Below are 16,241 nucleotides of genomic sequence, written 5' to 3' on the forward strand. Positions count from 1 at the left end.
TATTTCTATTAATAATAATGAGAATACTCTTAATAGGTGAATATAGTCGATTACATAATTCCTTAAAAGAAGGATTAGAGTCATTTAATCATGAAGTTAAAATTATAGGCACAGGTGATAATTTCAAACAATTTCCTGTAGATTATTCTATTTCCCCAAAATATTTCCTCTCAAATAGATTTTGTGTTTTTTTAAATAAAGTTCTATTCAAAATCTTTCACATTGATTTACAATTACTAGAAAAAGGTATTCGGTTTTGGTTTTTCTTACCAAAACTAAAAAATTACGATATTGTACAATTGATTAACTCAAATGCAATTGAAACCTATCCTTTCCTATCAACATACTTATTAAAAAAAATATTCAAACAAAATGGAAAAAGCTTTCTTCTTGTCTGTGGTGAAGATACTCCTATAATTGATTTTTTAATGAGAGATACATTGAAATATTCAATTATGACTCCTCTCTTAAAAAATTCAAAATTAAAATCTGATTATAGATTTTCATTAAAATACATGAAAGATAGCTATCGAAATCTGTTTGATTTTGTTAGCTTAAATGTTTTAGAAATAATTGTTTCCGACTTAGACTATAAAATTCCTTTACCTGAAAAAAAATTAATTCCAAACCCTATAAATACAACTAAAATCTCTTTTGAATCTCTAATTATTAATGAAAGAATTATCATTTTTATAGGAATAAACAAAGGGAGTTATATAAAAAAAGGAAGTCTTTTTTTTGAAGAAGCCCTTGAAATTATCAAAGAAAAATATAAGGCTAAAATAGAAATCATTACTGTAGAAAGCGTTCCTTATAATGAATACATTACCCTATATAACAAAGCACATGTTGTATTAGATCAAGTTTACGGATATGATCAAGGTTACAATGCTCTTGAAGCAATGGCCAAAGGGAAAGTTGTTTTCACAGGAGCCGAAAAAGAATTCATAGAGTACTATAATCTTGGAGAACGTGTTGCTATAAATGCACTACCCGATGTAAATTATTTAGTAGATGAATTATCTTTTTTAATTGAAAATCCCGAAGAAATAATAGCTATAGGAAAACGAGCCAGAGCTTTCATAGAGAAAGAACACAACTACATAAAAATAGCTGAAAAATATCTGGAAATTTGGAATAAAAATTAAACCATTTTTTATATAACTAATTATTAGTGTATTTTAATTATTATCTAAAAAAGTACTTACAATTAAAGAACACTTCTCTGCTCCCTCGGTATGTAAATGATCTGGGTCATAAAAATCATTATTTGTAAATTTAAAATCATTAAATAAATTCAAGTATCTGACATTTGAATTTTTGTTTTCAAATAATTTAGCTGTTTTAACGATCTTATCTAATTTAAACTTATTCACCCTTACAGAATATGCCTTAGAAACTGGCATTGTTACTAAAATCACTTCAATCTCTTTTTCTTTACATTGGCGGATAATTGATTCAATTCTGGAAATATTTTCAGAAAAATCAAATAAATTATCCTCATGCTTTCTTATTGTATTAGGCGCAATTTTATCTATATTTAAAAATCGTTTTTCTTTAGTATAATTAATCCCAAAACCATTTACATCACAATCAATAACTGTCCCTTCGATAAAATAGCTATTTACTAATTTTATATTTTTATTAAATGGTCTTGTAGATGATAAAAAATAATTACCATAATCAAACTTAGAAATTATTGGAACATTTAAATCCATATAACTCTTATAATAATATTTCCTCCAACTATCTTCTTCAGTATCTTTTAATTGACTCAAACTTGTATACTCAATATTTAAGATAACATATTTTAGTTTTTTAAATTTATTAATATGCTTTTCAAATAAAAGCTGATCAAAATACAATGTTTGACTAATATTAGACAAATTAAATGTCTGTTTATCAAAAAAAGATGGATTCAATCCATAAAAAGTATGAGAGTTTCCTAAAATTAATACCTCGGTTGTATCATATATCTTTTGAATATTTGTATTTTTTAAAGTATAATTATTTGGAACTAATCTATAAAAACATTCTATAAGAGACAATACCAATAGTATTGGTAATAAAAAAAACACTAGGTTTTTGATTAACTTTTTCATCAAAATTGAAAATATATAAATTGTAAATCCTTACCAGAATAATACAAAACCAACATTACCAAAACATAATAAAATCCTATTCTAATTGGTTTCATCCAAGTCAATCCAAATTTTTCAATTGCAAAATAATCTTTTCTTCCTCTCCATTCAATACACATAAATAAAAATAAAAATCCAATTATTGTTTTAGGAAATATTTCAGGAAAAGTAAACAATGTATGAGAAAATATTTTAGATATATATAAAAAAGCATCCTCTATAGTATTGGATCTAAAGAAAATCCTCGCAAATGAAACTAATCCAAAAGTCAAAATAATATTAAAAAAGACTTTACTATTTACAATAAAACCATTAGTTGAAACTATTTCAATATTTTTTCTGTTTTGATGGAGTAATACCAAAGGTAGAATGTATAAAAAATTAATAAAACCATAAACTATAAAGGTCCAATTGGCTCCATGCCAAAAACCTATTAACATAAAAACGATAAAAACATTCCTTACCTGCTCCCATTTAGAGCCGCGAGAACCTCCTAGTGGTATATAAACATAATCTCTAAACCAACTTGATAAAGAAATATGCCATCTTCGCCAAAATTCGGCTATATCTCTTGAAAAATACGGATAAGAAAAATTTTGTAATAATTCAATTCCTAATAATCTAGCAGTTCCGATAGCAATATCTGTATAACCAGAAAAATCCCCATAGATTTGGAATGAGAATAAAATTGCTCCAATAACCAATGTACTTCCTGAAAAATTAGACGGATTATCAAAAATTAGATTAACATATTCTGCACAATTATCTGCAATAATTACCTTTTTCACTAATCCCCATAAAATTTGCCTTAATCCACAAACAATATTTTCATAATTAAAACTTCTCTTTTTTTGGATTTGTGGCAAAAGATGCGTGGCTCTTTCTATCGGACCGGCAACCAATAAAGGAAAAAAACTAACAAATAAAGAATAATCAATTATACTTTTTACTGGTTTAATTTTGTTATTATAAATATCAATTACATATGATAACCCATGAAAGGTATAAAATGAAATTCCAACTGGTAATATTATTTGCAATGTCCAAGTATTAATCTTAAGTCCTAAGACTGAAAAAAGTTCCGAAAAATTATCGATGAAAAAATTATAATATTTAAATAAACCTAAGAAACTCAAATTAAGAATTATACTTAACCAAAGCCAACGCTTTTTTATAGAAGTATCACTTACATTATCATATATTTTTTTTCCTATATAAAAATCTAAACCTATAGAGAAAGCTAATAAGAAAGTAAATCTCCAGTCCCAGCAACTATAAAAAAACAAACTAGCTAACAATAAAAACAGATTTTGCAACTTTAAGCTTTTATAAAACACAAACCAGTATAACACAAAGACTACAGAAAAAAAAAGTGCAAAACTTAAAGTATTAAATAACATATTTTTATTTTATTAAACTAAATCCTTCACTTACAATAAAACCAGTGTACATATAAAAATTTAAAAGGATTACTAATCTATTTTCTCATAATATTGATTTAAATCTTTAAATAAATCAATTTTAATGTTCCCAAAAAAATGTAGTCTATTAATCGATGTTCGAAATGGCATAATTGAGCTACTATTAGGTTCTAATGAAATTTATGTTCCGCCTAAAGAATGATACAATTCATACTTTCCTTTTCCATAATATCTACTAATAAATGTGCCATTATCCAAAAGAACTAACTTATCAGAAACATGAGGATTATCCGTTATGAAACCATTTTCATAATTTCGATTAAAATAAGTCCCTACAATCATCTTCTCAAAGAAAAAACTATTAAAAACATATAGAATTATAAATATAAGAGAGAAAATTTTTATTGTTTTTTTCATTACATCAATTTATTAAACCAAACTTTTCCTAAAATAAACACACAATACTAGTAAATAAAGAAAACTACCTAGAGCCTGCGCCATAACAACTCCTTCTATTCCAAAATTATTAATAAAGCATAAGCTTAAAAAATACAAAGTCATTAATGATAATAACTCAGTAACTATAAACGCAGTTGTCATTTTTTTTGCAAAAAACTGAAAGCCTAAAATAAGAGAACAAACCTTAAAAACATCACCTAATAATTGCCAGAAGAACAAACTCTCTACAGGAAGAAAATCTGATGTAAAAAGTAATTTTATTATAAAGAAACGCAAAAAATAAATCACCGTAACTCCAATAATAAAAATAGGTAAAATCGTTTTATAATAACTCCAGAATATTGATTTCGATTCTTGATTATTTTTGGCAATTGCTAATCTCGGCAAAAAATAAACACTTAAAATAGTCGAAATAAACATCATATAATAACTTGAAATACGAGTCATAGTTTCCCAATAACCTGCTTGATTTATTCCAAGATTTTCTATCACATTATTTCGGATTGCCAAGAAAACCAAAGGCCCGAAAACTGATGAAACCAAAGCCATTAAAGAGTATGAAGACAAATTTTTTATGATTTTAAAATCGAACTGACCAAATCTTACCATCTCAAAAAAAACTATCTCTTTATTGATAAAATAAAATGTTGCAAAGAACAACAATGCAGGCGAAATTACAACAGCCAATAAAGCCCCTAAAGTTTTTAATTGAAAGATTAAAAGCAATGAAACTAATAATCCTATAATATTACCAATACAATTAATCCAAATTACTTTTTTAAATTTCCCCAAACCATTAATTACAGCAAGCAAAAAAACCGAAATAGCATACCAAGGTAACGTTAAAGCCAAAATTTTAAATACCAACGAATATTCATAATTATATCCGAAAATTCTACTGTTCCAAAATGAAGCTAGAAAAAATAAAAGTCCGCTTAAAACAACAGCAATAACAAGTAGTGAGATAAAAACTGTGACTATTATTTTTTGAAGTTCCGCTTTATTTTTATCATTTTCGGCAACATATTTTACAATTCCGCTTTGAAAACCCAACGTTGAAATACTCTCCAATAAAGTCATAAAATTACGAAGATTCCCAACCAATGCCATCCCACTTGGCCCAACAAAAACTGCTAATAATTTTGATGTAATTAGTCCAATACAAATTTTCAATATTACACTCAAGCTATTTAAAGAAGTAATTTTAAATAGATTCGTTTGGGTATATTTTTTAACGAAATTCAAGATTAGTATTTATTTAAAATCTCAATAATAAAACTGACTTCCTCATCTGTCAAAACTGGACTTATTGGTAGACTTAAAATTTCGTTATGTATTTTTTCGGTAATAGGAAAAGACAAATTATTCCATTGTGGGAATGCTTTTTGCTTATGTGGCGGAACAGGATAGTGAATCATGGTTTGAATATCATTCTCTAATAAATAAGCCTGTAAATCATTTCTTTTTTGAGTTCGAATTACAAACAAATGAAAAACGTGATTCTCTGAAAAATTCCAAAATGGTAATACGATTTTTTCATTTTTTATTTCAGCTAAATATTTTTTTGCAATAGTCCTTCGCTGCACATTTTCAGCATCCAAATTTGGCAATTTCACATTAAGAAATCCTGCTTGTAATTCGTCTAATCTCGAATTTACACCAACAAAATCATTATAATATTTTGTTTCTGAACCATAATTACGAAGCGAAAACAAAATTTTAGCCAACTCAGAATCATTAGTTATTATTGCCCCGCCATCTCCCAAAGCACCTAAATTTTTTCCTGGATAAAAACTGTACGCTGCAGTTGATTTTAGATTGTTGATTTTAGATTTCAGATTACTGATTGCACCGTGTGATTGTGCAGCGTCTTCAACAATGAAAAGATTATTTCTAGTTGCAATCTCATTTATTGCATCCATTTCGGCTAATTGTCCGTATAAATGAACTACTAAAATAGCTTTAGTTTTAGATGTGATTTTTTCCTGAATCAAATCAGGGGCAATATTATATGTTTCTAACTTCGGCTCAACCAAAACCGGAACTAAATCGGCTTGCAAAATAGCTAGAATACTGGCTATATAAGTATTTGCCGGAACAATGACTTCATCTCCTTTTTGTAGTTTCCCTAACTGAATGTATGCTTTAAAAATTAAGATTAATGCATCTAAACCATTTCCTACTCCTATACAATGTTTTGCACCACAATAATCCGCAAAAGACGCTTCAAATGCTTTGACCTCTTTTCCTAGAATATACCAACCATTATTTAAAACCGTTTCAGTTTTTTCCTGAAATGATTTTTTATACGGCTCGTTTATTTTTTTTAAATCTAAAAAAGAAATCATAGTATTATTTTATAAAAATCCTGATTATAAACTGAACATCCTAACTCTTCTTTTTGCTTTAAAAGCCCTAGATTATATCCTTTTTCGTTATCATCTCCCACAATTCCCATATCAAAGAAAAGCTTTCCCTCTTCTTTATATTTCTGTATCAAGTTAATAAATAAAAAATCTAATGCTCTTAATTCTTCTCCTTTTCTTGTTGTTGCTCCATATTGTGATTTTACAACCGCATCAGTTTCAAAAATAGTTATTCCTGCAATAATTTCATCTTCATAATACACTGAGAACTGTTTTATATTATTTGGGAAATTTTGCTTTAGCAAAGTGATTTCTGTACAATTATGTACAGGTTTCGCATTATGTTTTTCTGACAATCTTGGTTCAAGAACCAATTCCCAAAAGGGTTTAAAGCATTCTTCTTCTAAAATATCTAAATCCCTTTCCTGAATTCTCCTAAAATGCTTTAATTTACTTTTTGAAATATCTAATGAAACCGACATGTTTATTGCCAAGTTCATTTCTTTCTTTTCTAACGAAGCACCTCTTTTAAAGATAAAAAAATCAACTTCACTATTTCCATCTGGAAGATAAAAAGCTGGAATTGGTTTATAATAGAATGTTTTTATTTCATTTTGCTTCAAAAAAGAGAAAAGGCTATCTAAAATCAATTCTACTTCTGTTCCTTTTATTTTTTTTAAATAAACCAAACCACCATAAGTCAATCCTTGATGAGAATAAACTACATTACCGACTTTATTTGCAGGTAAAACTGAAACTAATTTTTCATTTTCAAAAACTAATAATGAAAAATCCTCGAATCGGTATTTATGATATTCCATAAAATCACGATGAAACAAGAAAGTAGCATTTTTGGCTTGACCGATAAAGTCATTCCACTTTTCATAATCTGTTTCCTGATATAATTTTACGGTATAGTTTTTCACGATTTATTATTGGAATTCATTAGAGAAATCATTTAGCGTTTATGCTCTAAAGCTGGCAAATACCATTTATACTTTACAGCCATTAATCGAACGATAATAATAACAACGCAAGTTACGAGATACAAAATATCATCATTGAGATTCAATTTTTTCAATGCAAAAAAAACAATTCCGCCTAGAATACAAATGGTAGCATAAATTTCTCTTCTAAAAATCACTGGAATCTCATTGCATAAAATATCTCGAGTTACACCTCCAAAACACGCTGTCATGGTACCTAATGCAATACAGATTATAGGATGTAAACCTGTAATTATTCCTCTTTCCAGACCTATTAACGTAAAAACTCCTAAGCCAATAGTATCAAATAAAAACAATGATGTTCTTAGTTTATCAAACTTTTTTCTAAAAATAACAGATAAAATAAATCCTAAAATAATAACATACACATACTTTAAATCAAGCATCCAACCCACAGGTGTTCTCCCAATTAAGACATCACGCACTGTTCCCCCACCTACTGCAGTAACAAAGGCAATTATAAAAACCCCAAACGGATCCAATCTTTTATTCATTGCCGTCAACGCGCCAGACATTGCAAATGCCATTGTCCCAATGATATCTAATAAGCTAAACATTTATATGCTTTTAAAATGAAATGAAATTCTAGTATTCTGACAAAAATAAAGAAATCCCCATTATAAATAGGTGCTAACCCCAATTAATAAATTGTAGCCATTTTGAAAAAATAGTATTGAATTTAAAATTTAAAAAATCTTATTACCTTAGCCACTTACAAACTCAGCACTTTTTCCCTTGAAACAAATTACTTCGATACAAAACCCATTTATAAAATCATTAGTGTTATTGCAAGAAAAAGCAAAAGCACGTAAACAAACCGGAACGTTTTTAATTGAAGGAAAACGCGAGATTTCATTGGCCATAAAAGGCGGTTATGAAATAGAAACCATTCTGTTTTTACCCGAATTAATTTCAGAAAATGAAATCAATAAATTAACCAGCAAACAAGTTAATTTAATCGAAATCAATAAAGAAGTTTATCAAAAGCTAGCTTATCGAGACACAACCGAAGGTGTTTTGGCTATAGCCAAAACCAAATCGCTGCAATTATCTGATTTAAAATTATCTGATAATCCATTAATTCTTGTTGCCGAAGCTCCTGAAAAACCAGGAAATATTGGTGCATTATTACGTACTGCCGATGCAGCAAATTTGAATGCTGTAATTATCGCCAACCCAAAAAGTGATTTATACAACCCAAACATTGTTCGCTCAAGTGTAGGTTGCTTATTTACCAACCAGATTGCAACGGGAACAACTTCTGAAATTATTACTTTTTTAAAAGAAAACAAAATCAATTTTTACTGTGCTACATTACAAAACTCAACTTCATATCACACACAGGATTTCACTACTCCAACCGCTTTGGTTGTTGGTACTGAAGCCACTGGACTAACACAGGAATGGAGAGATGCAGCGACACAAAACATCATTATCCCGATGGAAGGTGAAATAGACAGCATGAATGTTTCGGTTGCAGCGGCCATATTAATTTTTGAAGCAAAAAGACAACGAGGTTTTAATCAATTATAAAATTTAAAGTATGAACTATAAATTATCACTTTTAACACTATTATTCGGTTTTACGGTTTCTGCACAAATCACCAATCAAGAAGTTGATGCACTGGTAGAAAACACTCTAAAAACATTTAACGTTCCTGGAATTGCTGTTGCTATTATTAAAGATGGAAAAATCGTTCAGGCTCAAGGTTATGGTGTGAAATCTATCATAACAAAAGAAAAAGTCGATGCAAATACCCTTTTCGGAATTGCGTCTAACAGTAAAGCTTTTACAAGTGCTGCCCTTGCAATGTTAGTTGATGAAGGAAAGATAAAATGGGATGATAAAGTGATAAAATATCTTCCAAATTTTAAGATGTACAATGAATACGTGACGCAAGAATTTACGATTCGTGATTTATTAACTCACCGTAGCGGGCTTGGGCTTGGAGCAGGAGATTTAATGATTTGGCCTGACGGAAGTGACTTTACTGCACAAGATATTACTCAAAACTTACAATATTTAAAACCTGTTTCAGGCTTTAGAACCAAATACGATTATGACAATTTATTGTATATCGTTGCCGGCGAAATTGTGCATGTGGTAAGCGGAAAAAGTTGGTGCGATTTTGTTGAAGAACGCATCATGAAACCATTAGAAATGAATCATAGTGCAGCTTCATTTTTGCGCTTAAAAGACTCTACAAATATTATTGCTCCACACGTACCTATTGACGGAAAACTAAAAGTAATTAGCAGATATAAAAACCAACTTTTTGATGCTGCCGCAGGTATTTATTCAAGCGTAAATGACTTAAGCAAATGGGCAATTATGCAAATGAATAACGGTAAATATGGATCTGACAATAAACAATTATTTTCAGAAAAAGAACATGACGAAATGTGGCAATTGCAAACTATTATCCCTGCAAGAACCAGAGCCCCATACAATACTCATTTTAGCGGATATGGTTTAGGCTGGTTCCTTAGCGATGTAAAAGGATACAAACAGGTTACTCATACTGGTGGATTAGAGGGCATTGTAACTCAGGTAACTTTAATTCCCGAGCTACAATTAGGAATTATCGTCTTAACAAATCAGCAATCAGGTGCAGCATTTACTGCAATTACAAATACTATAAAAGACAGCTATTTAGGCATTAAATCTGAAGATTATGTTGCATTATACAGCAGCAAAATGAAAGCAAATGAAGAAACAGCAGACAAAGTAACCGATGAAGTTTGGGCTGTTGTTGCTAAAAATAAAAAGGATAAACTAAAAACTGATTTTACCAAAATTACTGGAACTTACAAAGACAATTGGTTTGGAGAAGTTACCATTACAGAGAAAAAAGGAAAAGTATATTTTGCTTCTAAACGTTCTCCACAATTAGTAGGTGAAGCATTCTTTTATAAAGATGGAAATTATGTAGTAAAATGGGATAATGCCTATTTTCATGCAGACGCACATCTTTTCTTTAAATATGATTCTAACGGAAAAGCTACTAATTTAAAAATGCAAGCAATTTCTGAATTAACTGATTTTAGTTACGATTTTCAAGACTTAGACTTTATTAAAATTCCGTAAATTTTATAGATTCAAAGGAACAGAGGCACAAGGAAACAAAGGTTAAAAAAAGAATAAACTTTACGTAGCTTGGTGTCTCTTTGTGAAACTTTGCTAAATAATTCCTTTTAGATAAAAACTGTTAATGTCCTTTCTAAAATTTATCCCGGAACTTCGATACTAAAATCTAAAATCAACACCTCATTCCCTTGTGTATATTGAAACTTATTCTTATTTTTAGGGAATTGAACCAGGCGAATATATGATAGAGATAGATATTGAAAAAGAGAATAAAGCAATTGCACAGGAATACAAAGAATTACTTCGAATTAGTTATCAGACTTTAAGTCCTACAGATAAAAAACTAATCCGAAAGGCTTTTGATGTTGCTGTTGATGCTCATAAAGAACAACGACGAAAATCAGGCGAGGCCTATATCTTCCATCCTATTGCTGTTGCAAAAATTGTAGCTTCCGAAATTGGTTTGGGAGCCACCTCGATTGCTGCTGCCTTATTGCATGATGTTGTCGAAGATACTCCACTGACTGTTCAGGACATTGAGCGTTTATTTAATCCTAAAGTTGCACAACTTGTAGAGGGATTAACTAAAATTTCGATGGTTCAAAGGGATTTAAATGCATCAATGCAAGCGGAAAACTTCCGTAAAATGATCCTTACCTTAAATGATGATGTTCGTGTAATTTTGATAAAATTAGCCGACCGTTTGCATAATATGCAAACTATGGATTCGATGGCTGAATACAAACAAACCAAAATTGCATCCGAAACATTATACATTTATGCTCCACTTGCACATCGATTGGGATTGTACAACATTAAAACTAAACTTGAAGATTTAGGATTAAAATATACTGAACCTGAAGTTTACAATGATATTGTAAGCAAAATTCGCGAAACCAAAGAAGAACAAGATGCTTACATCAAAGACATTTCTGATGTTCTTAAAAAATCTATGGATGAAGAAGGAATCGATTATATTATAAAAGGTCGTCCGAAATCTATTTATTCTATTCGAAGAAAAATGCGTGCGCAAAACGTAAGCTTCGACGAAGTTTATGACAAGTTTGCACTTCGAATCGTCTATAAATCGAATCCCCATGACGAGAAATTTCTTGCCTGGAAAATATATTCTATCGTAACAGACCATTACAGACCAAGCCCTAGCCGATTACGTGACTGGATTTCATCACCAAAATCTACTGGATACGAAGCTTTGCACATAACAGTAATGGGACCAAAAGGACGCTGGGTCGAAGTACAAGTTCGAAGCGAACGTATGGATGAAATTGCAGAAAAAGGATATGCAGCACATTACAAATATAAAAACGGAGCCACCGAAGAAAGTGGTCTGGATGTTTGGCTAAACTTACTTCGTGAAGCTTTAGAAAATTCCGAAACCAATGCGGTAGATTTTGTTGAGGATTTTAAAATGAATTTATATTCAAAAGAAATCTTTGTATTTACTCCAAAAGGAGAAATTAAATCATTGCCAAAAGGTGCAACCTCATTAGATTTTGCTTTTAGCATTCACTCAGAAATAGGAATAAAAACTCGTGGAACCCGTGTTAACGGACGATTAGTTCCTCTTAACTACGAATTAAAAAGTGGTGATCAGGTAGAAGTTATTACTTCTCAAAACCAAAAGCCAACCGTCAACTGGCTGGATTATGTTACTACATCCCGAGCTAAAAATAAAATTAAAAACGTTTTAAACGAAAACACCAAAAAGATTGCCGAAGAAGGAAAAGAATTACTTACTCGCAAACTTAAACACTTAAAAATTACGATTAGCGAACAAGTTATAAACGAGTTGGTTAACTTCTTTAAACTTAAAACGAGTTTAGATTTATTTTACAGAGTTGGTGTTGGTGCAATCGAAAATCAACAATTAAAAGACTATGCTGCCCAAAAAGGTAACACGTTTATTAATTTCTTCAAAAACAAAATAAAACGTAATAACAGCAATACAGCTGATATCGATATTCATAAACCTGAAATCAGCAGTAATTATGATATGTTGGTTTTTGGAACTGAGCACGATAAACTAGATTATAAATTATCTCCATGTTGTAACCCAATTCCAGGAGATGATGTTTTTGGATTTGTAACGATAAACGAAGGGATAAAAGTTCACAAGAAAGACTGTCCTAATGCCATCGGAATGCAATCCAACTATGCGTATCGTATAATGACTGCTAAATGGATTGATTCATCTCAAGAAGAATTTAAAGCTATTATCAATATTACAGGAATGGATGTTTTAGGACTTACAAACCAATTAACAAAAGTGATTTCTAACAACATGAACGTGAACATTCAGAGCATCTCTTTGAGTACCGATGCCGGGATTTTTCATGGTCAGATTGCAGTAATTGTACGAAATAATTCTATACTCAAGAAAATGATTAATAATATCAAAAAAATTGATGGTGTAGATAAAGTAACCAGAGAATATAGAACATAAGTGTCTGAATTTTCACGATTAAACATTTGAACGTGAAACTTTAAACAGGAAACTTTTATTCATTTAAAAATAATAAATTATCTTTGCAGGATATGACACTCATTTCAACTGACAACAACAAAAATCAAGAAATTGTAAAAAATGTTTTTACATTATATCTTGAACAAAAAGGGCATCGTAAAACACCTGAGCGCTACGCTATACTTCAGGAAATATACGATAGTGAAGAACATTTTGATATTGAAAACTTGTATATCAAAATGAAAAACAAAAATTATCGTGTAAGTAGAGCCACTTTATATAATACAATCGAATTATTATTAGATTGTGCTTTGGTTCGTAAACATCAATTTGGGCAAAATCAAGCCTACTACGAAAAATCGTATTTTGACAAGCAACACGATCATATCATTATGACTGATTCTGGTGAGGTAATCGAATTTTGCGACCCTAGAATTCAGACCATAAAAAAAACAATCGAAGAAATATTTGATATCGAAATCACGAATCATTCCTTATATTTTTACGGAAACAAAAAACAGAAATAGACAATCGCTAAAAAAGATTGTTCTCGAAAATATTTAAATAAAATAGATAACAAATTAATCTGAGCAGGCGGTAAAAACTGCCTCGACATTAAAATTAAAAACAGAATGACCGTAGATTTATTACTAGGATTACAATGGGGAGATGAAGGTAAAGGGAAAATTGTAGACGTTCTTACCTCTAATTATGACATTATTGCTCGTTTTCAAGGTGGACCAAATGCAGGACATACTTTAGAATTCGACGGAATAAAACACGTTTTAAGAACAATTCCATCAGGAATTTTTCATGAAAAGTCTATTAACATTATTGGTAATGGAGTTGTAATTGACCCAGTGGTTTTCCAAAAAGAAATTGAAGGTCTAGAGAAATTTAATTTAGACATCAAAAGCAAATTAATTATATCTAGAAAAGCACACTTAATTTTGCCAACACACCGTTTACTTGATGCAGCTTCTGAAGCATCAAAAGGAAAAGCAAAAATTGGTTCTACATTAAAAGGAATTGGTCCAACTTACATGGACAAAACTGGTAGAAATGGTTTACGTGTTGGTGATATCGAATTAGAAGATTTTAAAGAACGTTACAGAGCATTGGCAGACAAGCATGAAGCTATGATTGCTTTTTATGATGTTGCTATTCAATACAACTTAGCAGAACTTGAAAAAGAATTCTTTGAAGCTATCGAAGAATTAAAAAAATTAGATTTTATTGATAGTGAAGAATATATGTACCAAGCTCAAAAAGCTGGTAAATCTATTTTATGTGAAGGTGCTCAGGGATCTTTATTAGATGTAGATTTTGGAACATATCCATTTGTTACCTCATCTAATACTACTGCTGCAGGAGCATGTACTGGTTTAGGTATTGCGCCAAACAAAATTAAAGAAGTTTACGGAATTTTTAAAGCATATGTTACTCGTGTAGGTAGCGGTCCTTTTCCAACTGAACTTTTTGACGAAGTTGGAGCTACAATGGCAAAAATCGGAAACGAATTTGGATCTGTTACAGGAAGACAAAGACGTTGTGGATGGTTAGACTTAGTAGCTTTAAAATATGCTGTTCAAGTAAATGGTGTTACACAATTAATGATGATGAAAGGTGACGTACTTTCTGGATTCGAAACTTTAAAAGTGTGTACTGAATACAACTACAAAGGACAAAACATTTCTCATTTCCCTTATAATATTGAGCCAGAAAATGTAACTCCTGTTTACAAAGAGTTTAAAGGATGGCAAGCTGATTTAACTGGAATGACAACTTATGATCAATTACCAATTGAATTAAAAGAATATATCGAGTTTATCGAGAAAGAAGTCGAAGTGCCTATCAAGATTGTTTCTGTAGGTCCAGACAGAAAACAAACGATACTTAAATAAAAACATTAAACGCTCTGAAATCCAGGGCGTTTTTTTTGCCAAAAAAATATTTTACACATGAGCAATCCTAAAATAAATATAACTGAGACTAAATTATTATCTGATAATTGGTATGTATTAAACAAAGTAACGTTTGATTATCAAAAGAATAACGGAAAGCAGGAAATCCATTCTCGAGAAGTATATGACAGAGGGAATGGCGCAGCAATATTACTTTATAATTCTGAAAAGAAAACTGTAGTCCTTACAAGACAGTTTCGCATGCCAACTTATCTTAACGGAAATGAATCTGGAATGATGATTGAGGTTTGTGCTGGACTTTTAGACAAAGACAATCCTAAAGAATGTATCATCCGTGAAACGGAAGAAGAAACCGGATATCGATTAAAGAATGTAGATAAAGTAATCGAAACCTATATGTCACCAGGATCGGTAACCGAAATTCTATATTTGTTTACAGGAGAATATGACGAAAGTATGAAAGTTAGTGAAGGCGGAGGACTGGATATCGAAAATGAAAACATCGAAGTACTAGAAATGACTTTTGATGAAGCTTACAATATGATTGCAACTGGAGAAATAAAAGATGCCAAAACAATTTTATTATTGCAACACGCCAAGATAAAAGGATTAATTTAATATTTGCTCCTTATGCAAAAAAGTTTTCATACACTACTTTAAATCCATAAGCAATACAAAGCAGCGAAGAGATTATAATTAATACGTATTGTAGTTTTTGAGATTTGAGTACATTTTTAGTAAAAGGAATACTGAATAATCCAGAGGCTAAAAACATCCCGAAAATTGAACCTAATCCAAAAACTAAGATATACATTAATCCTTCTAAAACCGTTTTCATCTGAGAGATTACTAATACGACCAAAGCGCCACTACCCGCCAATCCGTGAATTAATCCTACACCAAATGCTGCCCGATATCCCTTAGACTCATCTGGATGTTCATGCTCAAACAAATCTATGGGGTGAGAATGGGTATATGTATGAGAATGCAAATGGGTGTGAGTAACGCCATTACTATGGGTATGTTCATGTGAGTGCGTGTAGGTATGAGTATGGGTATTTTTTTTAAATAACTTAAACAAACGAAAAACACCTAGCATAATCAACATTAAACCAACAGTTCCTTCAAGATAACTAAAAACACTTTCCTTTATAATTACCTTAAAACCAATCATAACAACACCTATCACAAAAATGGTAAGGGTATGTCCTATTCCCCAATACATCCCATCTTTAGCAGCTTTCTTAATATTTTTTCTATTAGTTACTAAACTATTAACAGCCAATAAATGATCCATTTCAAGAGCATGCTCTAATCCTGCATAAAGTGTTATTATTATCCCAATCATG

15 protein-coding genes are annotated in these 16,241 nt (G+C 30.5%); 7 read left to right on the forward strand and 8 right to left on the reverse strand.

The window, feature by feature from the left end:
- Nucleotides 1–299: 299 nt before the first annotated feature.
- A complete protein-coding gene (locus ACJ6WR_RS04310) occupies nt 300–1,148 on the forward strand; it encodes a glycosyltransferase (RefSeq protein WP_409417152.1) in 849 nt (282 codons plus the stop codon).
- A gap of 33 nt (nt 1,149–1,181) precedes the next feature.
- Here the strand turns inward: ACJ6WR_RS04310 and ACJ6WR_RS04315 are convergent, their stop codons facing one another.
- The 7 genes from ACJ6WR_RS04315 to ACJ6WR_RS04345 form a co-directional block, all read right to left on the reverse strand.
- Nucleotides 1,182–2,102: a hypothetical protein gene (locus tag ACJ6WR_RS04315; RefSeq protein ID WP_409417153.1), complete on the reverse strand. Its 921-nt coding sequence runs from the start codon at nt 2,100–2,102 to the stop codon at nt 1,182–1,184.
- Nucleotides 2,102–3,541 carry an MBOAT family protein gene (locus tag ACJ6WR_RS04320; RefSeq protein WP_039111158.1) on the reverse strand — a complete coding sequence of 480 codons (1,440 nt, stop codon included), beginning with the start codon at nt 3,539–3,541 and terminating at the stop codon, nt 2,102–2,104. Before ACJ6WR_RS04320 ends, ACJ6WR_RS04315 begins: the two co-directional genes overlap by 1 nt.
- A gap of 201 nt (nt 3,542–3,742) precedes the next feature.
- Nucleotides 3,743–3,979, reverse strand: a complete 237-nt coding sequence (locus tag ACJ6WR_RS04325; RefSeq protein ID WP_409417154.1) for a hypothetical protein — start codon at nt 3,977–3,979, stop codon at nt 3,743–3,745.
- 12 nt (nt 3,980–3,991) lie between these two features.
- On the reverse strand, nt 3,992–5,266 hold the full coding sequence (locus ACJ6WR_RS04330) for an O-antigen translocase (protein WP_409417155.1): 1,275 nt from the start codon (nt 5,264–5,266) through the stop codon (nt 3,992–3,994).
- A 2-nt stretch (nt 5,267–5,268) separates the two neighbouring features.
- Complete coding sequence (locus ACJ6WR_RS04335) at nt 5,269–6,369, reverse strand: DegT/DnrJ/EryC1/StrS family aminotransferase (RefSeq protein ID WP_409417156.1); 1,101 nt, start codon at nt 6,367–6,369, stop codon at nt 5,269–5,271.
- Nucleotides 6,366–7,313: a FemAB family protein gene (locus ACJ6WR_RS04340; protein ID WP_409417157.1), complete on the reverse strand. Its 948-nt coding sequence runs from the start codon at nt 7,311–7,313 to the stop codon at nt 6,366–6,368. Before ACJ6WR_RS04340 ends, ACJ6WR_RS04335 begins: the two co-directional genes overlap by 4 nt.
- Nucleotides 7,314–7,345: 32 nt before the next feature.
- Entirely contained in the window at nt 7,346–7,951 is a 606-nt protein-coding gene (locus ACJ6WR_RS04345) for a trimeric intracellular cation channel family protein (RefSeq protein ID WP_039111163.1), read from the reverse strand.
- A gap of 178 nt (nt 7,952–8,129) precedes the next feature.
- Between ACJ6WR_RS04345 and ACJ6WR_RS04350 the strand changes: the two genes are divergently transcribed.
- From ACJ6WR_RS04350 to nudK, 6 genes are all read left to right on the forward strand, one after another.
- A complete protein-coding gene (locus ACJ6WR_RS04350) occupies nt 8,130–8,927 on the forward strand; it encodes a TrmH family RNA methyltransferase (protein ID WP_409417158.1) in 798 nt (265 codons plus the stop codon).
- 10 nt (nt 8,928–8,937) lie between these two features.
- Nucleotides 8,938–10,482 carry a serine hydrolase gene (locus ACJ6WR_RS04355; protein WP_409417159.1) on the forward strand — a complete coding sequence of 515 codons (1,545 nt, stop codon included), beginning with the start codon at nt 8,938–8,940 and terminating at the stop codon, nt 10,480–10,482.
- Between the two features lie 241 nt (nt 10,483–10,723).
- The gene (locus tag ACJ6WR_RS04360; RefSeq protein ID WP_409417160.1) at nt 10,724–12,946 is read left to right on the forward strand and encodes a RelA/SpoT family protein; all 2,223 of its coding nucleotides are present in this window, start codon (nt 10,724–10,726) and stop codon (nt 12,944–12,946) included.
- A 92-nt stretch (nt 12,947–13,038) separates the two neighbouring features.
- A complete protein-coding gene (locus tag ACJ6WR_RS04365; RefSeq protein WP_035618963.1) occupies nt 13,039–13,494 on the forward strand; it encodes a Fur family transcriptional regulator in 456 nt (151 codons plus the stop codon).
- A gap of 105 nt (nt 13,495–13,599) precedes the next feature.
- Entirely contained in the window at nt 13,600–14,871 is a 1,272-nt protein-coding gene (locus ACJ6WR_RS04370; RefSeq protein ID WP_039119937.1) for an adenylosuccinate synthase, read from the forward strand.
- 57 nt (nt 14,872–14,928) lie between these two features.
- The gene (nudK, locus tag ACJ6WR_RS04375) at nt 14,929–15,510 is read left to right on the forward strand and encodes a GDP-mannose pyrophosphatase NudK (protein ID WP_039111168.1); all 582 of its coding nucleotides are present in this window, start codon (nt 14,929–14,931) and stop codon (nt 15,508–15,510) included.
- Nucleotides 15,511–15,520: 10 nt separating this feature from the next.
- On the opposite strand, the gene ACJ6WR_RS04380 is transcribed toward nudK, so the two are convergent.
- A complete protein-coding gene (locus ACJ6WR_RS04380; protein WP_409417161.1) occupies nt 15,521–16,240 on the reverse strand; it encodes a sulfite exporter TauE/SafE family protein in 720 nt (239 codons plus the stop codon).
- Nucleotide 16,241 lies beyond the last annotated feature (1 nt).

The sequence above is a fragment of the Flavobacterium sp. PS2 genome (genome assembly GCF_046250155.1).
Lineage (GTDB): Bacteria > Bacteroidota > Bacteroidia > Flavobacteriales > Flavobacteriaceae > Flavobacterium.